The sequence below is a fragment of the Terriglobus sp. genome (assembly GCF_965201105.1).
In the GTDB taxonomy this organism is placed as follows: domain Bacteria; phylum Acidobacteriota; class Terriglobia; order Terriglobales; family Acidobacteriaceae; genus Terriglobus.
Genome location: NZ_OZ241741.1, coordinates 3,091,001 through 3,117,082, shown reverse-complemented (window position 1 = coordinate 3,117,082; position 26,082 = coordinate 3,091,001). Strand labels below are relative to the sequence as shown.

The window sequence follows — 26,082 nt, the reverse complement described above, 5'->3', positions numbered from 1 at the left end:
TATGAACCTCTACGCCGTCATTCTCATCCTGATCGTGCTCACGCTGCTTGGCGTGTCGCTGTCCAAGCTGCGCCAGACGAAGACGCGCGCGGACTACCTGGTTGCCGGGCGGACGCTGCCGGCCGCGGTGCTCGTCTTTACGCTGCTGAGCAGTTGGATTGGCTCGGGATCCCTGCTGGGCGGGGCAGAGAACGCCTACCGGCACGGCTTTGCCGCTCTGTGGCAGGGTGGCGGTGGATGGGCCGGTCTTCTGCTCATCTATTTCATTGCGCCGCGCGCGCGCAAGTTCGCGCAGTTCACCATCCCGGACCTGCTGGAAGCTCGCTACAACCAGACCGCGCGCGTTCTGGGCGTGATCGCGGTGCTGTTCACGTATACGGCCATTACCAGCTACCAGTTCATCGGCGGTGGGGACATTCTGCACCTGATCTTCCCCGCGATCGACCCGGTCACCGGACGCTACATCCTCGCCGCCTTCGTCGTCCTGTTTACCGCGATCGCCGGCATGGCTTCGGTGGCCTACACAGACGTTGCCATCGGTATTCTCGCAACCGTCACTATGTGCGCGGCACTGCCGCTCCTGATTCACCGCGCGGGCGGATGGGGCGCCGTGCATACCGCCCTGCCCGTCACGCACTTCGAGGTCTTCGGCGACTTCACTCCCATCCAGGCACTTGAGCTGTTCCTGCCCACCTGCCTCCTATTGCTCGGCAATCAATCCATGTACCAGAAGTTCTTCTCGGCCAAGAGCCAGCGTGACGCGCAGCAGGCCGTTGTGGGTTGGGTCATCGGCACGGTCATCCTGGAGACTGTCATCATCGCGCTTGCGGTGACCGGGTCGGCACTGTTTCCCACGGGCGAAGTTCACGAGCACCCCCGCGAAATCCTTGCCTACTCTGCCACCCACGGCTTTCACGGCAACTTCGCCGTGCAACTGCTCGGCGCATTGCTGATGGGCGCGATCTTCGCGAAGATCATCTCCACCGCGAATAACTGGCTGTTTTCCCCTGCGACCAACCTGGTCAACGACATCTTTGTTCGCTACATCGGTCCTCGGGCCGGCGACCGCGAGATTCTGCTGGTCAGTCGGCTCATGATTGTTCTGCTTGGCGCCTGGGCGCTGTGGCAGGGCATGCACACGGAAAGCGTTCTGAAGAAAAGCCTGTACGCCTACACGATCTACTCCGCTGCGCTCACGCCGGTCATCCTGGCCGCGTTTTTCTGGAAGCGCGCCACCGCGGCGGCGGCGGTCGCCTCCATCGCGGTGGGCACGCTGGTGACCATTACGTGGGACATGAGTTGGAAAAACGCGCTGCCGCGAGCCATTGCCGAGCGCGACGCCATTGTGCCCGCGCTGGTCTGTTCGCTGCTCGCGCTCGTGGTGGTCAGCCTAGTCACGCCGCGTCCCTCGCCGGCGCAACTGCAGCCGCTCGGCGAAGCCGGCTGATTTGCACTCAAGCCAATCGCGTCACCGCCCGATAAGAGCACTGGGTGGTGACCGAAGATGGGACATGGATCACAACAGAACAAACGCGCTGCACTTCTTTCAGCCATGTTGTTCTGCTGCATCGGCACAGGAATGGCACAGAACAGCCTGCAGCAGGCGACGCTGCAGCCTTCTGCGAATACGGTTGCAGGCGACGAAACCGCTGCTTCCGCGCCGTCGAACAGCATTGCATCCGCGTTGCAGCAGCTTGCCGGGCAAGCTGCCATCATCTTCACCGGCACTGTGGCAACGGTGGTGGCTGATGCCAACGGCGGGGCTCAGGTGAAATTCATAGTTGAACAGGGCGTTCGCGGCGTTGCTTCCGGCACCGGATACACGATGCACGCTTCTCCCTGGGCGGGTGGTGCGGAACGCTTTTACCCAGGTGAGCGCGCTCTGTTTCTGCTCACGGCACCGTCCGCTTCAGGCTACAGCGCGCCCGTGATGGGCGAACGCGGCGTGGCGCCGCTCTCGGGCGATGCACTGGTCGGCAACCTGGATTTGCGCTGGGTCGCCACGGACGTGCAGCGAGGGGCCCAGGCGCAGGACGGGCGCAGCGCAGCCTCCGCCCAGGTCCGCTCCGCCGCGGTTTCCGCAGGTATGGAGCCGGCGAACGCTGCGATCAAGCCCGCTCAGAACGCCGGACCAGTTGCTGACCCTGCAAGCACCTCCGCCATGCCAGACGTACACGCGATCGACCGCGACCTGGTCCTTGACCTTCTGCGCACCAACGGCGTCATCGCGGGGCAGACTCGCTGATGATTCGCCGCGCCGTTCTGCTCTTCGCCACCTCGCTGCTTGTGCTGCCGTGCCTGTGGGCAGCCGGCCCACGCTGGGTCGCCAGTAATCCTGCCTGGCGAAACGATGGCACGCCCATGACCTGGTACCAGAACAACGTTTCGTACTTCACCGATGCGGGCCCGCTCAGCACCAGCGTCAACAACGCTGCGGCGATCCAGATCGTCAACGCGGCCGCGCAGGTTTGGAACATCCAGTACAGCAATCTGGTGCTCACCAACGGTGGCTCACTGAACGAAGACGTCAGCGCCAGCAACGTCTATCTCGGTTCCACCGGCCCCATCTGGCCGGCCGACGTCGACAACTCCAACTACACCGCGAAGCAGATCGCCGTGGTCTTCGATACGGACGGCACGCTCATCGACATGCTGCTTGGCGCGGGCGCCAGTTCGCCTTCTGCATGCCGGCAAAACGCCGCGGTCGAGAACGTGGACAAGTTCATTCAGCCGGGGAACATCGCGCACGCGATCATTCTGCTCAACGGCCGTTGCACCGGTCCCGCGCCGGAACAGCAGCTGCAACTGCAATACCAGTTGATGCGCGTCTTCGGCAGGGTGATCGGTCTTGCCTGGTCCCAAGTGAACGACAATGTCTTCACCGGAGCACCCGCGCCGACCTACCAGCAGCAACTGCACTGGCCCATCATGCACCCCATTGACATCGTGTGCGGCACCTATACCTACCAGTGCCTGCCCGACCCGTTCACTCTGCGGGATGATGACCGTTGCGGCGTTCACATGCTTTACGGATTGGGTGCCTATGCCCAGACCGACGGGGAAACACTGGTCGGCTCGCTGCTGTTCCCCACCGGCCAGGGTATGGACGGCGTGAACCTGGTCGCAACGCGCCAGAGTGTGCAAGGCCAGTACGGCGTCGAGGGTTGGCAGACGACTTCCGCCATCACGGGAGCGCTCTTCCGGCGCAACACCGGCAACCCGGTCACCGGAGCCGTGTCGGCATTTCCGGCGCTGCAAGGCACCCTGAACGCGCGATACCAGGGTTACTGGACCATGACAGAGGTGCCCGCCATCTCTCTCTCCACTTGGAACAACGTGCTGATCTCTGCGGAACCGGTCAACCCGCTGTATCGCGGCAGCTACGCCGTCGGTCCAACGTCCACAGGCGCCATCCTCCCGTCCGGAACCATCCCCACCGGTACCCTCAGCGTGATTGGCCACTACGGTGCCGCTTCGCTCACGACCACCGTCGCCAGCGCCGCATCCGATTGCTCTACCGGGAGCGACGGCACGGCGTCCGCACCCGCAACGGTCGCTGTGGGAGGGGTGTGGAGCGGCAGGCTGTGTGGCTACGGCCATACCTCCTGGGGTGCGTTCGCCGCGCACGCCGGCCGCACCGCCACGTTGGAAGTCATGGCGCTCGACGAAAACAACGCCGCATCTATGGGAAAGCTGCAGCCGGTTCTGGGTATGTGGCATGGGTCGGACGCAGCAACTGCACCGCCCGGGCTGGGGACCGCAGGCACGCCGTTCAACGGCCGCCAGACCGGCACCACGCAACTCACGGCTTCCTTCGCCACTTCTGAAACCGTCCGCTTCGCCATCGCCGATCAGCGTGGACATGGCCGGCCTGATTTCGCGTACAGTGCCCGGCTGCTTTACGCCGATGCTGTCAGCCCATCGCGCCTAGGCGAAGCAGGCGGCACGGTGACCATCGTTGGAACCGGCTTTCAACAGGGCAACACGGTGACGATCGGTGGAGTCGTCGCGAGCGTCATCAGCCTGTCCCCGACCCAGATCGTCGCAACCTCCCCAACGCTGACCGCGCTGAACGGCGTAACCAGCAACGATGTGGTCGTGACTGACCTGCGCACCGGCGGCAGCACGACCATCAGCAGCGGCCTGCTGTACGGTAGCAGCACCGGCGATATTTTGATGGTCGTGCATGCTCCCGCCGCCACGCTCGGTGTCGGCGCACCTGGGTTGTTTTCTGTCCGGCTCACGAACAGCGGCAATGCACCCGTTGGCGGGGTTACGGTCACATTCCGTATCGCGGCAGGTGCGGCAACACTCGCGCCCTGTGGGGCGGCTGTCTGCACCGTGACGACGGACGGCACTGGTGTTGCAACGGTACAGGCCACCGCTACGGGTGCCGGCACGGTCAGCCTGCAGGCCACAATCACTTCCGGCGCTCAGGCTTCGGCTCAGTTCAACGCGGTAGCGGTTTCACAAAGTATTTCCGCGGTGCGGCCGACCGAGTATGTCGCGGCCGCAACCGGCGCGATCTTCTCCCCCGAGCTCATCCTGGTGCAGAACGGCTCTCGCGCTTCCGCGGTCCCTGTGCAGTGGACGGTCACCGCAGGCTCGGTCACGCTCGGTTCGGGCCAGTCATCTGGGCAGAGCACAAGTGCGGCAAATGGCTCTGCATCTTTCCAAGCAACCGGCAACCTGCAGCCTGGAGCGCAGGCCACGGTACAAGGGTGCGCATGGTCTGCGTGCGCGAATGTAACATTGGTCGGTGTTTCAACCGATGCCTTGCGGCTTCAGGGCATCAGCGGTGACGCCCAGGTCGTGAAAAGTGGAACACGCCTGGGCACGTTGGTACTGCGAGTGATCGACACCGCCGGAAACGGTGTAGCTGGCGCAACTGTTTCTATCCGGCAGCAGGTAACTGGATGGCAGCCAAACTGTCCGGCAACAGGCCGCTGTGCGGTTCCACCTGTGTATGGGACTGTATCTGTGTCGTCTATCAGCGACGATGATGGGTTCGTATCTGTAACACCGTTACAGTATGACGGAACTGCGGCAGATACTCGCATCGCGGCAGCTACTGGAAATCATGGGTTTCTCTCAGTAACTCTCCACAAAGTGCCGTGATTACTTGCGTGAGGCAAACATCCGGAAAAGTATGTCGTCTCTGGACGAAGCTGCTGGGGACAACAATCGACCGCACACATGCGTTTATGAAAGCAAAGTTAATGAAGTTAAGCTTCCGAGGCCGATATCATGCGTTGGAGGCAATTCTCCTTCCTGCTCTTACTTTCCTGTGCCGGTACAGCTGCACCTGCCGATACCACTTGTAACGTCAACCTAAGTATCGGAGGCGCAAACCGCAAACGGTTCGATCACGACCGATGGCAACTTAGGTGTGCTTTCTGTGAACGACATCACAGCGTTTGACCTTACCTTCGATCACGGTGCAATTTCTTCATCCATCGTGAATAAGAACGCCGCCGTTCTTGGTAGTCAGTTCACCGCCACAACAGATGGCTTGTTCTACGATTTCGGTAACACGCAAACAGCGAATTACGCCGGCTTTGCCGATAATCTCGGCTTTGCAAACCAGTTCCTGTGCTTCACGGGTGGTGGAAACTGCGGCAGCACCGTCGGTCAGGCAGCCGTGATCCGGATCGATGGCGTCGCTTTTACCGCAGCCCAGAGTGGTTCGTTGCTGGTCGCCAGCGCGCCTGCCGCCTGCCGCCGTAACTCCAGAGCCCTCTTCGCTCGCTCTGCTCGGCACGGGCCTGCTTGGCATGTACGGCGCAGCGCATCGCCGTCTCGCATAAATCACGCCGCAATCTGCATGAAAGCTCCGGCGGTGCCGGAGCTTTCATGCAGGCGGAAATGCTCCCGGTTCCCAAGGTCCACGCGACTGTACCGTTCCATTCGGCATCTGAACCCGTGAACCAATGGGAGAGGTTGCATGGCAGTGGCAGACGTAACAGGTGGCGTGCGGAAACGCGTGTTGATTATAGGCGCGGGTTTTGCCGGCTTGCGAGCCGCGGAGGCGCTGGAAAAGGCTGAGGTCAACGTTACCCTTGTCGACCGCAAGAATCATCACACGTTCCAGCCGTTGCTGTATCAGGTCGCCATGGCGGTGCTTTCGCCGGCCGACATCGCGCAACCGATTCGGACCGTAGTGCGTTCGCCCAATACGCAAGTGCTCATGGACGAGGTCGTCGGCTTCGACGTGGATGGCCGGCGGGCGCACCTGAAAAGCGGCACCGAATTGCAATACGACTACCTGATCCTCGCCACCGGATCGACCCACAGCTACTTCGGCAAGGAGGAGTGGGCGTCGCTTGCACCGGGCCTGAAGACGATCGAGGATGCCGTTGAGATTCGGCGACGCGTTCTGCTCGCCTTTGAAAAAGCCGAGGGCGAGATGCTCGAATCGGGCAAGCACCCTGCGCTCAACTTCGTCATCATCGGCGGCGGCCCCACAGGCGTTGAACTCGCGGGTGCCATATCAGACATCGCCAAGCTGTATATCCGCAAAGATTTTAAGCACATCGACCCGGCCTCCGCCCGCGTGCTCATCCTGGAGGGCTCGCCCGCCGTCCTCGCCGCCTACCCCGAGGATCTGCAAAAGAGTGCGCTGCAGCAACTGAAGGAGCTCGGCGTAATCGTGCGCACCGGGCAACGTGTGACCGACGTGCAGCCCGGCTACGTGATGGTGGGCGATCAGCGCATCGACTCCGTGGTCACGCTTTGGGCCGCGGGTGTGCAGGCTAGTCCGCTCGGCAAGATGCTCGGCGTCGAATGCGACAAAAAAGGTGCGGTGAACGTAGACGAGTTCCTCCATCCCAAAGACCACCCTGAAATTTTTGTTTGCGGAGACTTGGCTCACGCCATGAGCGACGGCAAGCCTGTTCCCGGCGTCGCGCAGCCTGCCATGCAGATGGGCAGCTATGCCGGCAAATCCATTGCGCTGGAGGTGGAGGGCGGCCGCATGAAGAAGCCGTTCCACTACTTCGATAAGGGCGATCTGGCCACCATCGGCCGCGCTTCGGCAGTAGGCAATGTTAAGTGGCCGTTCCGCGCCCATATGAGCGGATTCCTGGCGTGGGTCACCTGGCTTGTCGTGCACATCTTCTTCCTGATCGGCTTCCGCAATCGATTTTCAGTCTTCCGTAGTTGGGCATTTACGTACCTCTTCTTCAAGGAAGGTGTGCGGCTGATTACCGGTTCGCAGGAGCTGCCCGGCTGGGGCATCGAAGATGCGCATGTTGGCGAACTGACCACGCAACCGATTGAACCGTAGCAAGCAGGCATGGGCCTGTCGCGTTCTAGCGAAGCATCTTGCCCAACGCAGGCTCCGTCTGAAATTGGTATGAACCTCAGCGGAGCCGCACGATTCGGTGCCGTCCTTCTTTTGTCTGCCGCAGGTATGGCTCGCGCGCAGACCTTTTCGCTTCCGCTGGACGCCGGCGACGGTGGACAACAGCAATCCATTCCGTCCGCAAAGAAGCAGACGCCGATTGGCACCATTAGTGTGGGTTATGCCTACCTGTGGGCGGACCAGGGCGGGTATCACCGCAGTCTGAATGGCTGGCTGGCGAAGCCCACCTTCAACCTGGCAAACGGCTGGGCCGTCTACGCCGACGCTTCAAACTACTACGGTGCGAATCGCAAAGGCAGCGTCAACCTGCATACCTATTCGCTGGGCGTCAGCAAGGAGATATTCCCGAAGCCGAGACTCAAGCCTGCTCTGTTTCTGCAGATGGGTGATTCCCGCACCTCAAACGCGGGCACCATCACGAATGGCTATGCGCTCTTGACCGGCGTTAACTTCACGACGCCACTTAACAAGTGGGTTTCGCTTTCGATCATTCCGGCGGAGTACGTGTATGCGCACCCGGCGGGAGAAAACCGCAATAGCTACAACGCAAAGTTCTCGCTGGTGTTCCCGTTCGGTAAGAAGAAGAGTTGACTTCCAGAGAATCGCAAAGTGAAAAGGGCACGGCCGAAGCTGTGCCCTTTCTCACCTTAGCCTGACTTTCTACGCTTCCTGCAACTGCTGACGACGCGGACGCCGGTTTGCCTGCAGCACTTTTTTGCGCATGCGCAGTGACTTGGGAGTCACTTCAACCAGTTCGTCTTCAGCGATAAACTCGATGCACTGCTCCAGCGTCTGCTGCTTGTAGGGCACCAGTCGCAGCGCCTCATCGGCTGAGGAAGCACGCATGTTCGTTAGCTTCTTCTCGCGGACGGCATTCACGTCCAAATCGTTGTCACGGCTGTTCTCGCCGACGATCATGCCCTCGTAGACCTCAACACCTTCGCCCATGAAGAGTACGCCACGCTCCTGGAGGCCGTTCAGCGCATAGGTCGTCGTTACACCGGTGCGATCGCTGATCAGCGCGCCCGTGGGCCGCTGCGGAATTTCACCCTGGTAAACGGTATAGCCGTCAAACAGCGAGTTCATCACGATGGTGCCGCGCGTTTCCGTCAGCATCTCGCTGCGCAGGCCGATCAGGCCGCGCGAGGGGACCTTGAATTCCATGCGGACACGTGCGTCGCCACTCATCTTGACCATCTCGCCCTTGCGCGGCCCAAGCTTCTGGATAACGGTGCCGCTGAACTCATTCGGGACGTCGATGGTCACGTACTCGACGGGCTCCATTAGGGCGCCGTCGATGCGCTTGGTGACGATTTCGGGACGGCCGACCTGCAGTTCGTAACCCTCGCGGCGCATTATCTCGATGAGCACTGCAAGCTGCAGTTCGCCGCGGCCGAGCACCTTAAAGGAGTCGGGCGAGCCCGTTTCTTCCACGCGGATGGAGACGTTGGTTTGAAGTTCCTTGTCCAGGCGCTCGCGCAGGTTGCGGCTGGTGACGAACTGGCCTTCGCGGCCGGCGAAGGGCGAGTTGTTGACGCTGAACTGGATCGCGATCGTCGGCTCGTCGATAACGATCGGCGGCAATGGCTGCGGGTTGTCAATACCGGTGATGGTCTCGCCGATGGTCAGACCGGCAACGCCTGCGATGGCGACGATATCGCCTACGGTGGTCTCCTCGATGTCGGTGCGCTTCAAGCCGCTAAAGCTGAACAGCTTGGTGATTTTAACCGGCTGCAGTGACCCATCCAGGCGGGCAACGTTCACGGTTTCGCCGGTCTTCAGCGTTCCATTGAAGACGCGCGCGATGCCGAGGCGGCCCAGGTAATCCGAATAATCCAGGTTGGTCACCAGAATTTGCAGCGGACCGTCGGCATCACCTTTCGCCGGCGCAATCGTATTTACGATGGTCTCAAACAGAGGCTGCAGGGTGGTGCCGGGCTGATCCATGTCCAGCGTCGCGGTGCCGGCTTTGCCGTTGGTGTAGACGACGGGAAAGTCGAGTTGCGACTCGTCCGCATCGAGGTCGATGAAAAGGTCATACACCTCGTTCAACACCTCCTGTACGCGCGCGTCAGGACGGTCGATTTTGTTGATGACCAAAATTGGCGTCAGCCCGCCAGCCAGCGCCTTCGACAGCACAAAGCGGGTCTGCGGCAGCGGACCCTCGCTGGCGTCCACCAGCAGCACCACACCGTCGACCATCTTCAGCGCGCGTTCCACTTCGCCGCCGAAGTCGGCGTGACCCGGTGTGTCCACAATGTTGATCTTGCCGTCCGCGTAGTGCACGGCGGTGTTCTTCGCCAGGATGGTGATGCCGCGCTCACGCTCGAGGTCGTTCGAATCCATGACGCGGTCGGCCACAGCTTCGTTCGCGCGGAAGGTGCCGCTCTGCTTCAGCATGGCGTCGACCAGCGTGGTCTTGCCGTGGTCGACGTGGGCGATAATGGCGATGTTGCGAATGGTATTGCTCACAGCAGTGTGTGTCCTGTCCTGGTCTGATTCGATCGGTCTTGCCCGGTGACTCGCGTGTCCGGGGCTTCCGGTGCGACATACGAAGCGCTTGGGCAATACTTCCAGTTTACAGGGACAAACCGAAAATATGATATTCAAGAGAAACGCCGCACCCGCGAAAGCTGGGAGTGCGGCGTTCTGCTGCGTGATGGGGTCCAGTCAGGCTGGTCACGGTTAGGCTGCGTTCCACAAATATGCTGGTAAAAGGTTCTTTTCACAGAAAGCCATGCAGGGAAAAGCAACGCTTGAAGTGCAACGTTTGTCGCGTCCAGCGCTTCCTTCAGTGCTGCCGCAGCCATATCTGTCGCGCAATCTGGACCTGCTTCGAGCATTGGCCGTGGTGTGTGTCGTCGCGAGCCATTTAATCGACACGCTTCACCTGGGCAGGTATGGAAGTCTTGGACGTTTCGGCGTCATTCTCTTCTTCTTCCATACAAGCCTTGTGCTTGTGGCGTCACTCGACCGAATGCACCAGATCGGTTCGCGATGGCACATCGTGACGGGCTTTTGGGTCCGCCGTTTTTTCCGGATCTACCCATTGTCTGTTCTGTTTGTGCTGGCAGTCTGGTTCTTGCGCCTGCCGCCTCAACCGGGTTCTCCGTATGTGCCAATCCGGCCGGCGGAACTGGTCAGCAATCTGTTGCTGATACAAAACGTGACCTATCAGCGTGATGTGCAGGCCCCGTTGTGGACACTGCCCCTTGAAGCGCAGATGTATGTGCTGTTGCCGTTTCTGTTCTTTGCAATTCTGCGGAGGCGGTACATCTCTTTGGCGATCTGGGCGGCTACGGTTCCGTTGGCATTCTGGGTGCCACAGATCACAGAGCGGCTCAGCGTGTTTCGCTATGCGCCATGTTTTGCGGCGGGTGTGGTCGCATTTGATCTGCTCCGTGCGAAAATTTCATCGCGTCTGCCAGGCTGGTGCTGGCCCGTTGTCATTTGCGTTGCGGCAGCCGCGTTTGGGCCTTGGGACAATGTAAGCCTGCCGTCAAAACTGGCGCGATCGTTTTTCTGCTCGGCGATTCTTGCCGGTAGCTACCCATTCCTGCGCGAGATTGAGCCCTATCGCGGACAGCGAATCGTGCAGTGGGTTGCAGAACATTCGTATGGCATCTATCTATCTCACGGAATTTTGCTGTGGCTTGCCTTTGAGCGGGTGCCTCACTGGTCGTCGTGGCCCATTTTTGTTTTGTCGCTCATTCTGTTACCGGCAGTCCTGTACCGCTATCTTGAGCGCCCGCTCATGCTGCTGGGCGGTCACCTGTCACGCCGGCTGCTGCGGCATAAAGCATCACTTCGACCGACTCCGGTAAACTCATAGGTGCCATGTTGCCTGTTGCTCAACCCGTTCCTGTGGATGGCAAGCCCGGGCCCAAGTTCGAGGTGAAGCCGGCGCACCGGCCTATGCCGTTGCGGCGTCGTGCGCGGTTGTCCGGATTACGTGCCCGCGAGTTGGCGAGCATCGGCTGGGCACTGCTGCATACCGGCCATCCCTATATGGCGCAAATCGTGCCGATGCGCCGCTGCAACCTGGCCTGCACGTATTGCAATGAGTTCGACAACCACTCCGACCCGGTGCCAATTGAAGAGATGGAGCGCCGTATCGATGCGCTTGGCCGGCTCGGCACCTCCGTCATTACGATTTCGGGCGGCGAGCCCACACTGCACCCTGACCTGGACCGCATCATCGCCCGCATTCGCAAGACGGGCGCGATTGCGGGCATGATCACCAACGGTTACAACTTGAACCGCGAGCGGATTGAGCGGCTGAACCGCGCCGGGCTGGATCACCTGCAGATTTCGATCGACAACGTGATGCCCGATGCGGTTTCCAAGAAGTCGTTGAAGGTGCTGGACCAGCGGTTGGTCTGGCTGGCGGAACACGCTGACTTCCACGTCAACATCAACTCGGTCGTGGGCGGCGGCATTCCTAACCCTGAGGACGCCTTCACTGTTAGCAGCCGCGCGCTGGAACTCGGCTTCTCGTCGACGATCGGCATCATCCACGACGGCAGCGGGCAGTTGCGGCCGTTGAGCGGATCGGAGCGCGGCGTGTGGGATCGGGTACGCGGCCTGACCCGGCGATCGTATACGCGATTTAACAAGTTCCAGGAAGCGATTGCCAACGGCCAGCCGAACGACTGGCGTTGCCGCGCCGGCTCACGCTATCTATATGTTTGCGAAAACGGCCTGGTCCATTACTGCTCGCAACAGCGCGGCTACCCCGGCGTGCCGCTGGCGAGTTACACCACCGCCGACGTGAAAAGGGAGTTCCTGACCGAGAAGGGATGCGCTCCGAACTGCACAATTTCGTGTGTACACCAGGTCAGCTACATCGACCATTGGCGGGCGCCGCAACACGCTGCTCCTGCCCCACCATCAGCGCAACCCGGCGGGCATCAACCCGGACCCGGCGACCTGGTGCAGATTACGTAGGCTGCGGCGAACCCCAGGCGACCTGCATCGTATAAGCAGGAGTTATGTCATGGGCCTGAACCGTCTTCGTTTCTTTGTGCTTTCGGGTGTCGTGTGCAGCGTGCTTGCCGCGCCTGGGCTGGGGGTTGCGCAGACCGCGCAGTCGAGCGGATCGGATGCGAGTGCGCCCACGACGGCCCAGGGCCAGGAAGCTTCGCTGAAGAACGAGGAAAAGGCGAATAAACAACGCGCGAAGGCTGCCAAGGCGCAGCGCAAGGCGTTGCAGGCGCAGGACAAAGCGGCGAAGGCTGCGAAGAAGGCCGGCGAGCAGCCGGCGACGAGTACCGCGTCGCCGCAGTAATGGTTCTGCTGTTGTGTTGCACCTCGACGACTGAAGCCGCGAAGAGAATGCAGGTTTCTCCACTGCGCAGGACGATACAGCTGTCCTGCTCCGGTCGAAATGAAAAGTTGTCACTCGTACTGTGATTCATCAGAAAGGATTAATCTTGCGTCGTCCGATCCTCTGCTGAGGACGACGCCGATGACCTGCTGATTTTTCCGGAACGGTAAAGTTGGCGTTCGAGCGGGCGGAGGGCGAAATCCCAGAAGTGGCCGATGGCGCGTTGGATCAGGCTGAGTTTCGGTTCGGGCTCCTCAGGCGGCGGTGACGGTATGGGATCGGGTTCGCCGCCCCGCCGATAGATGCACAGCGGGTTGGTTGCAAATGCCGGAAATGCGACTGCCATAAACCATTGGGCCCATGGCATTGCGCCGGGCAGGGCGATGTCCATTGCTGCCACAAACTCGTTGTAGCCCTCCATCTGCTCGTTTAATTCAAAGATGGCCTGATCCTCGCCCAACAGGATCAGGAGGCACAGCATGTCGACCGTATACAGGTCGCGTTTGAAGGCGGTGACGCGCTCCACCTGGTCCCAGCGAACTTGGCGCTGCTGACCGCCGGCAGAAACGGCGAAGCCGGCCGCATCGGCATGTGAGATGTGGGCCGGCCTCGGCTTCATTTGAGTTAGCGGCGCGTAGTGTGCGCGGCAGTGCGTACCGTGGCAGCAGGTGCGGCACCGTGGGTCTGCTTCAGCGCGGCATCGACTACGGTGTATAGCCGGTTCGGATCGCTGCTACCCGTCTCGTTCCCGCTCACCGTTTCATAGTGACCGTTCGAGGTGACGACCACGATGGTTGGGGTGCGCGTGACATTCAGCCGCAGACCCAGGTTGTAATCCGCCTGCACCTGATTCGCCAGCACGCCACCGGGATCGACGACAAAGGGCATCGCCTGCCCGTGCTGCTGCATGAAACGGCGGGTGAAGTTCTGCAGGTCATCCTTGCTGGCGATGCTGATCTGGTTGCGGAAGACCTCGGTCCGGTACTCATCGGCGAGCGAGGGATTGACCTTGTCCTGCAGATAGCGGGCGAAGATGGCGGCATCGCGGCTCCACACGTGCATCTGGAGTGGGAAGTCATACCGAACCACAGGAACGTGATACTGCTGCGCCACCTGGTATTCGATCGGATGGGAGCCGGCGCAGGCGGGGCACTCCAGATCTTCGAATACAACGATGGCAACACGCTGGCCGGCGGGCGGCTTGAGCATGCTGGTGTCCTTGAAATGACCGTCGCCGGCAGGGCCGACGATTTGAGCGTGAGCGGCAAAGGGAAGGCTGAGCATCGCCGCGAGTGGGGCGGCAACAAGCGCAGCGGCAAAACGACGGTTCATGCACTCTCCCGGCCGCACCCGTAAAAAACCGCGGCCTCTTCGATTCTAGACGCAGCATGCTGCCCGTGGTTAGGCGGCGATCTGAGCCGCCGCGGCCAGAAATTCGCAACCGGCTTCAGCTGACCGGAATCCAATTCTGGAGATGACCCGAAGTGAACGACTGAATCCGCCAAGGCAGGACCGGTTCGCCGTGCGCGCGTCGTGTGCGGCTGTCGTGGCCCCCCTGATCCTTGGTGCGATCCTTACCGGCACAGCCCTGGCGCAGACCCAACCGGCGGCAGGCTCCGTTGCCGACCCTGCTGCGCCCGCGCCGCCGGTCTCAGCGCAAAGCGCACCGGGGCAGAGCACGTTGCCCGCGCCCACGACAATTCCAGCTATGCCGCCGCCCGCGCCGGCAATCCAGACCGCGCAGCCTGCGCTGCGGCAGCCGCCCATCGCCGCTGCACCCGACCTGCCGTATGCTCCGCAGCCGCAGCAGCCTTCGCTTGCGGTGACACAGGCCGTGGCTGCTACGCCGCCGCGCGACCTTGGCAATGGCGTGACTACGCCCGTTTCTACCGGCACCCCGCTCTCGTTATCGTTGAACGATGCAGTGCAGCTCGGACTGCAGCATTCGCTCAGCATCACCGTAGACCAGCAGCGCGCTCGCCAGGTGAGCGGCTTGCGCTCCGTGGCGTTTAACGCATTAATTCCGAGCCTGACCGCCGTGGGCCGCACCAGCACGCAACAGGTAAACCTGGCCGCACGGGGGTTTAACCCGTCGCAGATTGGAGCGCTGCTGCCACCGGGTACCCCGCCAATCTCGCAGATCGTGAAGTACGACACGACCAGTGCGCAGCTGAACCTGAATCAGCAGTTGTTCAATCTGCCGGCCTATGAGGTGTACAAGGCGGCGAAGGTGCAGTCGGAGATCGCTAATCTGCAGTCGCTTTCAGACCGGGCCGACATCGTGCAGCAGGTCGCCACGCAATACCTTCGCGTGCTCGCCGATGAGGCGTCGATTCACGATTCGGAAGGGCAATTGGTCAGCGATCGGGAGCTGGAACGGCAGGCGCAGGCCCGCAAGGACGCCGGCACGGGGACCAACCTGGACCTTCTGCGTGCGCAGGTGACGCGCCAGCAGCGTGAGCAGCAGCTGGTAAGTCTTCACAACAGCTTCGACAAGGATAAGATCCAGCTGAACCGCATTATGGGTCTGGCGGCGGACCAGCCGCTGCAACTGACCGATCCTGTGCCGTACCACGAGTTAGAGGCGCTGCCGCTGACCACCGCGCGCGAGGTCGCCTACAAGCGGCGGAAGGACCTGCTCGGCCTGCAGGCGCAGTTGCGCTCCGCCGAGCTGCAGCGGCGCGCGATTGCCTATGAGCGGTTGCCGGCGGCGACGGTCAGCGGCTACTACGGTGTGATCGGCCAGACGCGTGGTCTGTATCACGGCGACTTCGTCGCGCAGGGTGGAATTAACTTCCCCATCTTTCAGGAGGCGCGCATTCGCGGCGACCGCGAGGTGGCCGACTCGCAGTTGATTCGTTTGCGCGCGCAGATCAGCAGCGTTCGTTCCGACATCGACCAGCAGATCCGGTCCAGCATGCTGGATGTGACGACCGCCGACAACCTGGTGAAGGCCGCTACAAGCAATGTGAATCTGGCGACCGAGGCGCTGGGCGACTCCCAACAGCGGTACCGTGCCGGTGTGGACGACACGCTGCCCGTGGTGCGGGCGCAGGCGACGCTGGCCAATGCGCAGTCGCAACTGGTGAACGCTCTGTTTCAGTTCAATCAGGCAAAGCTGCAGCTGGCCCGGTACACGGGCGTGCTGGAGTCGCAGTACGACAGCTATTTGAACGAGTAGCGGCCGGGGTAGTGTGCCACGATAAAAGGAATGCCCGCAGCAGAACCTCGACAACCCGGTGCGTCCTCCGCGTTTCAATCACGGTCGTTCCGGAATTATCAGATTGCGCGATTCGTAGTCATTCTGGGCGCGGAGGCGCAGTCGGTCGCGGTCGCGTGGCAGATTTACCAGCTGACGCACTCCGCGCTGTTGCTCGGCTCCACGGGGCTCGCGCTGTTTTTGCCGGGCATCCTGTTCGTCTTGCCGGCGGGGCACACCGCGGATCGCTACAACCGCAAGCGCGTCATTCTGATCTGTTACGGCTTGCAGATGTTGTGCAGCGCGGCGTTGTTTGTCATCAGCTATCTCGGTTTCCGTAGCGTCGTCGCCATTTATGCTTTGCTGTTTTGCATCGGGTTGGGCCGTGCGTTTTCCGGTCCAGCAGCGTCCGCCATTCTGCCGCAACTGGTGCCGAAGGAAAGCTTCGTGAACGCGATGACCTGGGGTTCTGCGGTGTTTCAAACCGCGAACATCAGCGGTCCGGCGCTGGGCGGTCTGCTATTCACCATCACGCTGCACGGTGCCGCGACCCGCCTGAGCGGGGCGCCGCTGGTGTACCTGATCACACTCATCACGCAGGCCTGCTTTCTGGCGCTGGTAAACACCTTGCAGCCGCGCAATGAGGCGACCGAAAAGAAGGCCTTTACGCTGGAGGCGATGCTGGTCGGTTTGCGCTATGTGCGACACGCCCGGCTCCTGCTCGGCTCGATTTCGCTGGACATGTTTGCGGTGCTGCTGGGCGGTGCGGTGTCGCTGATGCCGATCTTCGCGCAGGACATTCTGCACGCCGGCGCGCGTGGGCTGGGCGTGCTGCGCGCCGCACCGGCTGTGGGTGCGCTGATTGTGTCGATCACGTTGGCACGATCCCCCATCAGGCACCGCGCGGGCAAGCTGATGCTGGTCTGCGTCGGCATTTTCGGTGCGGCTACGGTGGTGTTCGGGTTGGCGAAACCGATCTGTTCTGCAATTGGCAAGCTGATGCCGCATGGTCGGATCTCCCTTCTGTACGGACATCACCAGAATCCTGCACTTTGGCTGTCGCTGTTCATGCTGGTGGTGATCGGCGCGACCGACAATGTTTCAGTCATCGTGCGGTCATCGATTCTGCAGCTTGGCACGCCTCCACAGATGCGTGGTCGTGTTTCCGCGGTGAATGCGCTGTTTCTGGGGATGAGCAACGAGTTCGGCGAGTTTGAGAGCGGTGTGACGGCGCACTGGTTCGGCGCGGTGCGCGCGGTGGTGCTTGGCGGCATCGGATCGATGATGGTCACGGGCCTGTGGGCGGTGTTCTTTCCGCCGCTGCGGCGGGTCGATACACTCACACCCGAGGAACTGCTGAGCGCAAATGCGTCGAGCGTGAGCGAACCGATTGATTGACGGCAAAGGAGATTAGAGCAGTGGCGATGCTGAATACGGACGAGTCCGGACGCGATGAAGAAGCGCGCTCTGGCAGTGGCAACGGGAAGAAACTTGCGTTTGCGTTGACCGCGATCATGCTGGTCGTTGTTGGGCTGCGGGTCTACTTCGTAGTGAAGGCGCGGCGCGAGGCGCAGGTGGTGCACGTGAATGAGGGCCCGAGCCTGGGGCTGACGCAGGACGATTACATTGTGCCGCGCAAGATGTATCCGCACACGCTGGCCGACGCGCGCGCTCTGGATGGCAAGCCGATCTGGGTATTTGCGGGCAGCCAGATGGCATACTATCCCGCGACGCAGCAGCGCGTGACATTTGTGAAGTCGCCGCCGCTGCTGTTGGGTGCCGAGGAGTTGGAGGTCGTCAACTTCATCGAGCAGGTGTCACCGGAAAGCGTGTACACCCGCATTCCGCGCGGTGACCGGCAGGTATTTATGCTGTTTCACCGCAAGACCGATCCGGGGCCGCTGCACGGCGTCGCTGTGGGCTACCACGAGGCTGCCGGGTACACGTTTTACCTGGACGAGGCGTTCTTTTATGACGACCCGCACGTGACGTACAAGCATTGGCCGGCGAACATCTGGCAGGCGATCGATGCGCACAAGGCTGTGCTGGGCATGAACGAATTGCAGGCGCAGCTGGCGTTAGGTCAGGTGAGCCGTCCGGGGCCTGGCGAGCCCAATAACCGGACCGTGGCGTTCGACAACAATGGGCACCCGGTGACGATCACGTTCGAGCACAAAAAGGCGACGAAAATCGAGTAGGCGCTAGCGCTCATCGAGGCGGCGAAGGTAGTCCCAGGCGTAGATGCCGCTTTCGTGGCCGTCGTTCCAGTGGAACTTGATGGCGTAGCGGCCGATGGGCTCGGCTTTGCGTGGGCGAACGGGCTCTTTGTACATGGGGAAGGCTGATTGTGGAGCGGGCTTCGGTTCGCCGGGGGCGCGGCCTGTTTTCTCGCGTTCCTCGTGACAGGTGGCGCAGGGGCAGGCGTCCCGCAGGAAGGGAAAGCTCCAGTGGGAGCGATGGTTGTCTTTCCAGAGAATGGTCATGCCGGTGCCGCCAGTTACGTCGACGCTGATTTTGGAAGGGGTAACGGCTTCGGAGGGCAGGGCACGGTCACGCTGCTCGGCGCGGCGCGCTTCTTCGTGGCTGATGAAGCGGATGCCTTCGTGGCTCACAGGTTTAGTTTAGCGAGTCAGTCGTTACCCAGGAAGGAGCGTCACCTCGGCGGCTAAAGCCGCGTACGTTTCTGGGTGCGTGTCTACCTCGGCGGCTAAAGCCACGGTTGTTGCCGTGTTGTTTCTACCTCCTCGGCGGCTAAAGCCACGCCTGTTGCCGTGTTGTTTCTACCTCCTCGGCGGCTAAAGCCACGCCTGTTGCCGTGTTGTTTCTACTTCCTCGGCGGCTAAAGTCGTGATGGCAGCTCGGGGGTGGCGGCGATGAGTTGTTGGGTGTAGGGCTCGCTGGGGTGGTCGCAAACCGTGAGGGCGTCGCCCTCTTCGACGATGCGACCGCCCTGCATAACGGCGACGCGGTCGCAGAGATAGCGCACCAGCGGCATGCTGTGGCTAATGAAGAGGCAGGTGAGGCCGTGGCGCTGTTGGAGGTCGCGGAGCAGGTTAATAACCTGGGCGCCGACGGAGACGTCAAGGGCGCTGACGGGTTCGTCAAGAACGAGGAAGTCGGGGCGGAGCAGCAGAGCGCGGGCAATGTTGATGCGCTGACGCTGGCCACCGCTGAATTCGTGCGGGTAGCGGGGCAGGGCGGAGGCGGGCAGGCCGACCTCGTCGAGCATGGCGAGAAGGCGCTGTTCGATCTCGGGTCCGCGGGCGGCATCGCGGTGGATGGCAAAGGGCTCGGCGAGGATGTCGCGGACGCGCATGCGCGGGTTCAGGGCGGCGTAGGGATCCTGAAAAACGATTCCCATGCGGCGGCGGAGTGCGCGCATGGCACGTGGCGGGGCGGCGAGGACGTCGATGCCGTCGAAGGTGATGCGGCCTTCGGAGGGCTCGATGAGGCGCAGAAGCATGCGGGCGACGGTGCTCTTGCCGCTGCCACTTTCACCCACGACGCCAAATATTTCGCCGCGCGGGATAGCGAAGGAGACGCCGGAAACTACCGTGTGAGGACCATAGCGTTTGGTCAGGTGTTCGGCGGTGACGAGAGGGATGTTCGTTTCCACTTCGTGCATTTTAGGCCGGGGAGCTTGCCTTTAAGCGCCGTGGCGCTTGCGAGGGCAATGCAGGTTGCTCCACTGCGCGCCCATGATGAAGCTGTGGGCGCTCCGGTCCAAATGACGATGTTCTATGACAACGTTTTCGGGAACAGGGAGGAAGCAGGGCTCTAGCTGGCCTTGAGAATGGTCATCTTGCCGTCGGGTGTTTTGCGGAAGGTGTGGAGTTCCTGGGCGTTGAGGGTGATGTGGCGAAGCGTGACGGCGTCTTTGGTCAGTTCGAGGTGTGAGAAGCCGAGGACTTTGCCGCCAAAGGGGCCGCGCTTGCTGGGGTTGACGGACCAGTCGACGAGTTCGGCACCGCCGCCGCCCGAGACGACGAACGAGGTGGGGTGGTTCTCAAACTCGAGGTGCTGCAGGTCGTGGTCGTGGCCGGTGATGTAGAAATCGACCTTGGCCTGGCGCAGCAGCGGGTCCCAGCGCGGGATGAGCACCGGGTTGTCGCGGTGGACGCCGTTGGTGAAGAGTGGGTGATGCGCGATGACGATCAGGAACGGGGCTTCACGGGGTTTGGCGAGCTCGGCCTTGAACCACTGGTCCTGCTGGTCAGCTTCCTCATGACTCATCAGGTAACTCCACGGCCAAGGGTCAAACGGCTTGGTGCCGGGCAGGTTGGAATCGAGAAAGATGAGCTTGGCGACGGGATTTTGCTGCGGGTACATCATGGTGTACCAGCGGTTCGGCATGGTCCAGCGAGTTTTCTTCTGTTTTGGGTAGTCAAGCTGCAGCTGGACCTTGTCGGTCTTGCCTTTTTCGTAGTCGTGATTCCCCAATACGGCGAAGGCGGGGCCGGGGAACTTGTCTGCAGGGTACATGGTTTCGAACTGGTCCTGCCAGCGGCGGTCGTCCACGCCGCCGTGCAATTTGCCGTACCAGTTGTCGCCCAGCAGGACCATGGCGTTGGGTGTGAGGTGTTGCCGGTCCATCCACATCTGCATGCTTTGGGAAACGCTGACCTGCTGCTTCACATAACGGTCGGTGCCCCAGTCGCCGATCATGAACAGGTGTGTCGCGTTGGCATCGGGTGGGGGCGCCTGGGCCACTGTGGTGAGCAGACTGCCCGGCGCCATAGCTGCCAAAGCGGAGTAGGCGAAGGTCTGCCGCAGGAAGCGGCGGCGGCTGATCCTGTTCAGTTCGTCCAAGCGGTTGCGCTCCTTCCATGAATGCGATGCGAAATGAGAGGCTCGCGTGTATGTCTTGCGAGCTCCGGTGACACTTGGCCCATCGTGCTCGATCTGCTTCTTACAGCGGCTCTGCTGCTCTAAGCAAGATGCAGATTCTTGCGCAAGCACCGAGTCCACTTCGCAGGACCGTGCAGGATGTCCTGCTCCGGTCGAAATCACACATCGTTTTCGGTGCGGCAATGATGTACCAACGCCTTAGCGCGCAATGCGGCCCGGATCCGGGATCACGTACAGAAACGCGCCGAGGGCAAAGAGCAGAAGAAGAAAGCCGACCAGCGTGCCGGTGCTTTCTTTCTCAGGGGTGTCGTTGGTGAACATGCGAAAGGCCATGCCGGCGCCGATGAGGAGAAAGACCCCTTCGTGCATGAGCGCGAAGAGGATGATGCACGCGGCGAGGATGAGGCCGCGCTGGAGCCGGGTCAGGGCGTAGGTGGCCTGTGCGCCATCCAGGCCGAGAACCGGGATGAGGTTGATGAGGTTGACCCATGCGCCCACGTGAGCAATGGCCTGAAAAATGGGCTGGCGTGTGATGGCGAAGAGCCCGACGCTGAGCAGAGCAGCACCCAAGCCAAAGAGCGGACCGAAGAGCGCGATCTGGGCAAGCACGCCCAGCGGCATGCCCTGGTTGTACCAGCGGACGTAGGCGCCAAGGCCGGGCAGGAACATGGGCAGATCGGCCTTGAGACCGCGCCGGCGTACGGCGTAGTAGTGGCCCATCTCGTGAATCAGGATCGACAGCGTGAAGCCGAGCGCGAACTTCCAGCCAAACATGGCCCAGTACAGGCCGAAGAAGCCGACAAAGCCGAGCAGGAACTTCAGCTTCAAGAGCAAAAAAATCGCGGACTTGAACTTAAAGATGGCGAGGGCAATGGGCGCGAGGGGGCCTAGGCGCTTTTTCCAGCGCGCGGTGCGGTCGTCCTCGGCTTGCTGGTGGCCGTCGAGCGCGGCGACGTGCTGGCGGATTTGGGCGCCCTGGCGGGCGTCGGCGGGTAGCCAGCGCAGAGCTTCGTGCCACAGTTCGCGTGCTTCCAGGCGCTTGCCTTCCTGCTCGGCCCGGCTGGCGGCGGCGGCGACGCGGTTCAGGTGCTCGCCATAGATGAGGGTCTGGCAATCGGGGCAGGCGAGCGTGCCCTCCGGAATCCAGTGGCTGCACTGCGGGCAGCTATAGACCGGCTCCGGCGCGGGAATCTGCTCCGGCGTAAACGCTTCGGAATAGGTGGTTGCGGACATCTGCTTATTCGATGTTACGGCTTTGCTTTCGTTACAGGGGAACGGTGTGGGCGGCGCGGCGGCGCTGGAAACTGACGCCGCGGAATTGCGTGGGCCGGAAGTGAGCGCACAGGGCCACCTGCTCGCATGGCGGCGCGTTCGCGGCTAAGGTGGATGCATGCCCAATCTCGCCGAAAGCGGCGCATCGCACCTGCCCGAAATTGCGTCCATCGTGGCGTTTATTCGCGAGGCCGACAAGCTGAAAGCCGTGACGCGCAAAGTAAAGCCGCTTGGCCTGGACCGATATGAGAACTCGGCCGAGCATAGCTGGCAGCTTGCGCTGCTGGCGCTGACACTGCGCGATTACGCGGCAGAGCCGGTGCGAATCGACCACGTGATCCGCATGCTGCTGGTGCACGACGTGGGCGAAATCGACACGGGCGACACGATGGCGTTTGTGGAGGGTGGCTGGGCCGAGCGCAAGCAGGACGAGTTGACCGCGGTCCGGCGCATCTTTGGACTGCTCCCTGAGGAGCGCGCGGGAGAGTTGTTGGCACTGTGGCAGGAGTTCGAGCACGGCGACACGCCGGAATCGCGCTTTGCAAACGCCGTGGACCGCGTGATGCCCGTTCTGCTGAACTTGGCCAACGGAGGCCAGAGCTGGAAGGAAAACGGGATCAGCTATGAGCGCGTCTTGCGGCGCATTGAAGCGCAGATCGCGGCCGGTTCGCCTCTGCTGTGGGAGTATGTGCGCGGGGAGCTGACGCGGGCACGAGCACTGGGCCTCTTCGGGGCGTAGTGCCGGCGAAACCGCGACCGTTGGAATAAACTGGAGCTATGAGTGATTTCATCCCAAAGCCGGGGGCCGGCGCGTCGCGTGGCCTTGGTCCCAAGGCACAGAAGCTGCAGGCGCTGCGTGACAAGGCGGCCGCGAAGGCCGAAGGCAAGCAGGCGGGGCACGGCGATGGCAGCGGCGGCGCGAAGGCGCTGAGCGGCATCAAGAAGACCAGCTTTCAGCGCAAGGCGACGTAGCGTAGGCGGCTTGTAGCTGGTCCCAATCAGGTTCTGGCTTTGCATGCCAAGGCTCCGGCTTGCTGCTGCATTTTGCGAGCCGATGTGTATCGAACCAGGGCAGGAACTGGTCTATGAACCTGAAGCAGTACAACGTGACTGTCCGCTGCTTCAATCCGGATGAGCGGACCAGTCGCGGGCAAATATTTATCCTTCCGGTTGACAGCCCGGATGAGGAGCACGCCATCTCCGCGGCGATGTCGAACTGCATTGTCTTTACGACGAAGTCGCGGCTGGGCGTGCTGATCGACATCGCGTTTCAGTGCATCGACGTTTCCAGGCGCCAGGACTGATAGGGCGCCGCGCTCAAGCCGTCGCCTTGCCCAGAAAGCGGCGGTTGAGCCACCGGCGGACGGGCTCGTCGTACAGCTTGAGGCAGGCGTAGCCGATCGCCACCGCGGTGGCGAAGAGCGCCGCACCCAGCAGCCATGGTTTTGCCGTATGGCCGGAGGGGTGTTGCGGGCCGTAGACCCAGGCCGTCCAGATGTAAATGAGCGGGTAGTGGGTGATGTACAGCGGGTAGGAGATGCCGCCCAGCCATTTTGCCAGGCGGTTGTCCTGCGGTGTGCCGGCCGATTTGCCCGTGCCCGCGCCGATGGCCACGATCAGCGGAAACATGATCAGAATGCAAAAACTGTCGTAAATGCCGTTTGCCCATAGGTGCGCATGTCCGCCGACACGGGGCAGGCACAGGCATAGCGCCAACAGGAGGCTGGCCCAGCCGAAGGCGCCACGCACGTGAATGCGCCGGCCGGAGCGCATGAGCAGCATGCCCGCGAAGAAGGGAAAGAGCAGACGGGCAAAGCCGACGTGGATCTCTGGGGCTGTCAGGCTCCAGCCGCCGATGACGTCACCGTGGCGGATCGCCACTTCGATCAGCAGCACCGCGGCGATTGCCGTGAAGACGGCAAGCACCCGGTTGGAGAGCTTTCGCAGGCCGATTGCATACAGAATGTTGGCAATGTATTCGTAAAAAAGTGACCATGCCGGGCCGTCCAGCGGATGCATTTCGCCCCATCCGCGCACGTCATACTTGAGCGGCCAGGGAAGCAGCGTGGCGCCCACCAGCGTGAGCAGCAGGAGCTCCCAAAGCGGGGTCGTACCGATCTTTGGGAAGTACGGGCCTGCCTGCAAATAGAAAAGAACCCCACCGATCAGGCTGCCCATAATAATCATGGGTTGCAGGCGAATGATGCGACGCTTGAAGAAGTCGCCGAGGGACATGCGGCCCCAACGATCGTCGTAGGCATAGGCGACAACGAAACCGCTCAGCAGAAAGAAGAAATCCACGGCCAGATAGCCGTGGTTCAGGATCTGCTTGACGTGGTCGCCGTAGCTGTATTCCTCAAATGTGTGGAATGCAACAACGATCAGTGCTGCGACGCCGCGCAGACCATCGAGGACCTCATAGTGAGTTTTAGACTCAAGCGCCTTTGTCTGCATCGGGTGCCGACCATCTTACCGCCTGCGATCCTTGGCGGTATACCCGTCACAAGAGTGCATCGCGAAGCGAGCTTTCCAGCGCGGTCACGTGCTGCTCCAGCCGCTCCGGCTGCGGCAGGCCGGTGTGATCCAGTTCGTGCTCCACGCTGCGTGCGTGGTCGGTCGCCTCGCTGTAGCCAAACATGCCGAGCGAACCGGCCAGCTTGTGCGCGATATCCAGTGCTTCGGCGCGCAGGTCCGGCTCAATGGTGCGCGTTTCGCTCAGCATGTCCGCGGCCTTGCGCAGAACCTGCAGGCGTTGACGGGTTAGTGGCACTTGCCTTTGCCAGATGGCGGCGATGGCGGCCAGGGGGGAGCCGGCGTTCATCTCAGAAGCTTACGACGCTTTCGGCGTGGTGTGGTGGATGCCGTTTGAATTTCACGCAAGCGCCTGTTCATACGCTAGTTGCACGCCGTCGAAAACGGCGTCCCACGAGCAGCGCATCGCATACTGCCGCGCAGCGATGCGCATGCCGGCGAGCGATGGAGTGCCGATCAAGTCCGAAGCAGCAGCAGCAAACTCGCCGGGCGAACGGACGAGGCCGGTAACCTCGTCCTCGACGATGAACTTCGGTCCACCGCCGTGCGTGACCAGGGCCGGCACGCCGCTTGCGAGCGCCTCCAGCACCACATTGCCGAAGGTGTCGGTTTCGGATGGGAAGACGAACAGGTCCATGCCGGCGTAGGCGGCGGCGAGGGCTTCGCCCTGCAGCACGCCGAGGAACTCCGCATCTGGCAGGGCAGCACGCAGAGCTGCTGCCTCGCTGCCGTGGCCGATGATGCGGAAGCGGGTTTGGTGCATGCCTCGTTTGCGCAGTTCGTGTTGCATCTGTGGCAACAGGGCGACGTTTTTCTCTATCGAGAGCCGGCCCACATAGCCAAGGACGAACGTGGTGTCGTTCTGAGGCCGGGTGCGGCGCGCGGGATCGAACAGAGCCGTGTCAACGCCACGCGGCATACGGTAGGCCGGGCGGCCTGTGCGCTGCTCCAGCAAGTCGCAGAGTTCCCGGTTCGGGGCGAAGAGAACGCGTGCGAGGCGATAGAACCTTGCAGTCGCGGTGAGTGATGCCGCCTCTGCGGTGCGGGGCAGGAACGGCAGCACGCGGCCGAGGCGGCGCAGACGCCGGGCCGCGTACTCATGCACGTTGGTGTGCCAGCTTGCAGCGAGCGGGACCTTGTGCCGCCATGCGAAGTACGCGCCAAGGATGCCGAGCTCGCTGGGGCCGGTAATGTGGATCACGTCGGGCCGAAACTCCCGCAGCACATAGTCGAGCACGCGGCCGTGCCGCCAGAAGAGCGCGTCGAAACCGAGGTCCTTCTCAAGGGGAATGCTGGTTTTGCTGCGCGGCAGTTCGAGCGAAATGACGGAGCCATGCTGTTGCAACGCGGGCTGCTGTGTGCCGGCGCGCACACACAGGAAGGGCAGGTTGTGCCGTTCGGCATAGGCTGTGTAATTGCGTGCGGTGTGCGCGACGCCGTTGACCTCGTGAAAGCTGTCCGGCAGGAAAGCGACGCGCATGCGAACGAGGCTAGCAGAGCCGTGCGCAAGAATGACAGCTGCTCGCCTCGGTATGCGATGCG

General features: G+C 61.9%; 26 protein-coding genes. 16 read left to right on the top strand and 10 right to left on the bottom strand.

Features of this window, described 5'->3' with window-relative positions; translation table 11 throughout:
• The first annotated feature begins 1 nt into the window (after nt 1).
• From ACOFKT_RS13795 to ACOFKT_RS13770, 6 genes are all read left to right on the top strand, one after another.
• Entirely contained in the window at nt 2–1,447 is a 1,446-nt protein-coding gene (locus tag ACOFKT_RS13795; protein ID WP_419804556.1) for a sodium:solute symporter family protein, read from the top strand.
• 132 nt (nt 1,448–1,579) lie between these two features.
• A complete protein-coding gene (locus tag ACOFKT_RS13790) occupies nt 1,580–2,245 on the top strand; it encodes a hypothetical protein (RefSeq protein WP_419804555.1) in 666 nt (221 codons plus the stop codon).
• Complete coding sequence (locus ACOFKT_RS13785) at nt 2,245–5,118, top strand: IPT/TIG domain-containing protein (RefSeq protein WP_419804554.1); 2,874 nt, start codon at nt 2,245–2,247, stop codon at nt 5,116–5,118. The genes ACOFKT_RS13790 and ACOFKT_RS13785 overlap by 1 nt, the downstream gene beginning before the upstream one ends.
• Nucleotides 5,119–5,654: 536 nt before the next feature.
• On the top strand, nt 5,655–5,807 hold the full coding sequence (locus ACOFKT_RS13780; protein WP_419804553.1) for a PEP-CTERM sorting domain-containing protein: 153 nt from the start codon (nt 5,655–5,657) through the stop codon (nt 5,805–5,807).
• A 137-nt stretch (nt 5,808–5,944) separates the two neighbouring features.
• Nucleotides 5,945–7,285 (top strand): NAD(P)/FAD-dependent oxidoreductase, encoded by a 1,341-nt coding sequence (locus ACOFKT_RS13775; protein ID WP_419804552.1) that lies wholly within the window; start codon nt 5,945–5,947, stop codon nt 7,283–7,285.
• Between the two features lie 126 nt (nt 7,286–7,411).
• Nucleotides 7,412–7,954: a hypothetical protein gene (locus ACOFKT_RS13770; RefSeq protein ID WP_419804551.1), complete on the top strand. Its 543-nt coding sequence runs from the start codon at nt 7,412–7,414 to the stop codon at nt 7,952–7,954.
• Nucleotides 7,955–8,023: 69 nt separating this feature from the next.
• On the opposite strand, the gene typA is transcribed toward ACOFKT_RS13770, so the two are convergent.
• Complete coding sequence (gene typA, locus ACOFKT_RS13765; protein ID WP_419804550.1) at nt 8,024–9,835, bottom strand: translational GTPase TypA; 1,812 nt, start codon at nt 9,833–9,835, stop codon at nt 8,024–8,026.
• 265 nt (nt 9,836–10,100) lie between these two features.
• Here typA and ACOFKT_RS13760 point away from each other — a divergent pair, with 265 nt between their 5' ends.
• The 3 genes from ACOFKT_RS13760 (at nt 10,101) to ACOFKT_RS13750 (ending at nt 12,650) form a co-directional block, all read left to right on the top strand.
• Nucleotides 10,101–11,195, top strand: a complete 1,095-nt coding sequence (locus ACOFKT_RS13760) for an acyltransferase family protein (protein ID WP_419804549.1) — start codon at nt 10,101–10,103, stop codon at nt 11,193–11,195.
• A gap of 83 nt (nt 11,196–11,278) precedes the next feature.
• On the top strand, nt 11,279–12,310 hold the full coding sequence (locus ACOFKT_RS13755) for a radical SAM protein (protein ID WP_419807174.1): 1,032 nt from the start codon (nt 11,279–11,281) through the stop codon (nt 12,308–12,310).
• 49 nt (nt 12,311–12,359) lie between these two features.
• Entirely contained in the window at nt 12,360–12,650 is a 291-nt protein-coding gene (locus ACOFKT_RS13750) for a hypothetical protein (RefSeq protein WP_419804548.1), read from the top strand.
• A 139-nt stretch (nt 12,651–12,789) separates the two neighbouring features.
• On the opposite strand, the gene ACOFKT_RS13745 is transcribed toward ACOFKT_RS13750, so the two are convergent.
• Entirely contained in the window at nt 12,790–13,308 is a 519-nt protein-coding gene (locus tag ACOFKT_RS13745) for a hypothetical protein (protein WP_419804547.1), read from the bottom strand.
• Between the two features lie 5 nt (nt 13,309–13,313).
• A complete protein-coding gene (locus ACOFKT_RS13740) occupies nt 13,314–14,021 on the bottom strand; it encodes a DsbA family protein (RefSeq protein WP_419804546.1) in 708 nt (235 codons plus the stop codon).
• A gap of 214 nt (nt 14,022–14,235) precedes the next feature.
• Here ACOFKT_RS13740 and ACOFKT_RS13735 point away from each other — a divergent pair, with 214 nt between their 5' ends.
• The 3 genes from ACOFKT_RS13735 to ACOFKT_RS13725 are packed head-to-tail and all read left to right on the top strand — an operon-like array spanning nt 14,236 to nt 18,086.
• On the top strand, nt 14,236–15,870 hold the full coding sequence (locus tag ACOFKT_RS13735) for a TolC family protein (RefSeq protein ID WP_419804545.1): 1,635 nt from the start codon (nt 14,236–14,238) through the stop codon (nt 15,868–15,870).
• A gap of 30 nt (nt 15,871–15,900) precedes the next feature.
• Nucleotides 15,901–17,286 carry an MFS transporter gene (locus tag ACOFKT_RS13730; protein WP_419804544.1) on the top strand — a complete coding sequence of 462 codons (1,386 nt, stop codon included), beginning with the start codon at nt 15,901–15,903 and terminating at the stop codon, nt 17,284–17,286.
• Nucleotides 17,287–17,312: 26 nt separating this feature from the next.
• Nucleotides 17,313–18,086 (top strand): hypothetical protein, encoded by a 774-nt coding sequence (locus ACOFKT_RS13725; protein ID WP_419807173.1) that lies wholly within the window; start codon nt 17,313–17,315, stop codon nt 18,084–18,086.
• Nucleotides 18,087–18,089: 3 nt separating this feature from the next.
• Here the strand turns inward: ACOFKT_RS13725 and ACOFKT_RS13720 are convergent, their stop codons facing one another.
• The 4 genes from ACOFKT_RS13720 to ACOFKT_RS13705 form a co-directional block, all read right to left on the bottom strand.
• Nucleotides 18,090–18,500, bottom strand: coding sequence for a gamma-butyrobetaine hydroxylase-like domain-containing protein (locus tag ACOFKT_RS13720; RefSeq protein ID WP_419804543.1), 411 nt, complete (start codon nt 18,498–18,500; stop codon nt 18,090–18,092).
• Nucleotides 18,501–18,727: 227 nt separating this feature from the next.
• Nucleotides 18,728–19,513, bottom strand: coding sequence for an ATP-binding cassette domain-containing protein (locus ACOFKT_RS13715; protein WP_419804542.1), 786 nt, complete (start codon nt 19,511–19,513; stop codon nt 18,728–18,730).
• Nucleotides 19,514–19,665: 152 nt separating this feature from the next.
• Nucleotides 19,666–20,697: a metallophosphoesterase gene (locus ACOFKT_RS13710; RefSeq protein WP_419804541.1), complete on the bottom strand. Its 1,032-nt coding sequence runs from the start codon at nt 20,695–20,697 to the stop codon at nt 19,666–19,668.
• A 237-nt stretch (nt 20,698–20,934) separates the two neighbouring features.
• The gene (locus ACOFKT_RS13705; protein WP_419804540.1) at nt 20,935–21,969 is read right to left on the bottom strand and encodes a site-2 protease family protein; all 1,035 of its coding nucleotides are present in this window, start codon (nt 21,967–21,969) and stop codon (nt 20,935–20,937) included.
• Nucleotides 21,970–21,991: 22 nt separating this feature from the next.
• Between ACOFKT_RS13705 and ACOFKT_RS13700 the strand changes: the two genes are divergently transcribed.
• The 4 genes from ACOFKT_RS13700 to ACOFKT_RS13685 all read left to right on the top strand — a co-directional run bounded on the left by ACOFKT_RS13700 (nt 21,992) and on the right by ACOFKT_RS13685 (nt 23,312).
• Complete coding sequence (locus ACOFKT_RS13700) at nt 21,992–22,117, top strand: hypothetical protein (RefSeq protein ID WP_419804539.1); 126 nt, start codon at nt 21,992–21,994, stop codon at nt 22,115–22,117.
• Nucleotides 22,118–22,126: 9 nt separating this feature from the next.
• Entirely contained in the window at nt 22,127–22,747 is a 621-nt protein-coding gene (locus ACOFKT_RS13695; RefSeq protein WP_419804538.1) for an HD domain-containing protein, read from the top strand.
• A 38-nt stretch (nt 22,748–22,785) separates the two neighbouring features.
• A complete protein-coding gene (locus tag ACOFKT_RS13690) occupies nt 22,786–22,980 on the top strand; it encodes a hypothetical protein (protein ID WP_419804537.1) in 195 nt (64 codons plus the stop codon).
• 113 nt (nt 22,981–23,093) lie between these two features.
• The gene (locus ACOFKT_RS13685) at nt 23,094–23,312 is read left to right on the top strand and encodes a hypothetical protein (protein ID WP_419804536.1); all 219 of its coding nucleotides are present in this window, start codon (nt 23,094–23,096) and stop codon (nt 23,310–23,312) included.
• A 13-nt stretch (nt 23,313–23,325) separates the two neighbouring features.
• Here ACOFKT_RS13685 and ACOFKT_RS13680 read toward each other — a convergent pair whose 3' ends face one another.
• From ACOFKT_RS13680 to ACOFKT_RS13670, 3 genes are read right to left on the bottom strand one after another with little or no spacing between them, the layout of a single operon-like run.
• On the bottom strand, nt 23,326–24,462 hold the full coding sequence (locus tag ACOFKT_RS13680) for an acyltransferase family protein (RefSeq protein ID WP_419804535.1): 1,137 nt from the start codon (nt 24,460–24,462) through the stop codon (nt 23,326–23,328).
• A 46-nt stretch (nt 24,463–24,508) separates the two neighbouring features.
• On the bottom strand, nt 24,509–24,829 hold the full coding sequence (locus tag ACOFKT_RS13675; protein WP_419804534.1) for an Hpt domain-containing protein: 321 nt from the start codon (nt 24,827–24,829) through the stop codon (nt 24,509–24,511).
• Between the two features lie 51 nt (nt 24,830–24,880).
• The gene (locus tag ACOFKT_RS13670; RefSeq protein ID WP_419804533.1) at nt 24,881–26,020 is read right to left on the bottom strand and encodes a glycosyltransferase; all 1,140 of its coding nucleotides are present in this window, start codon (nt 26,018–26,020) and stop codon (nt 24,881–24,883) included.
• Nucleotides 26,021–26,082: the final 62 nt, after the last annotated feature.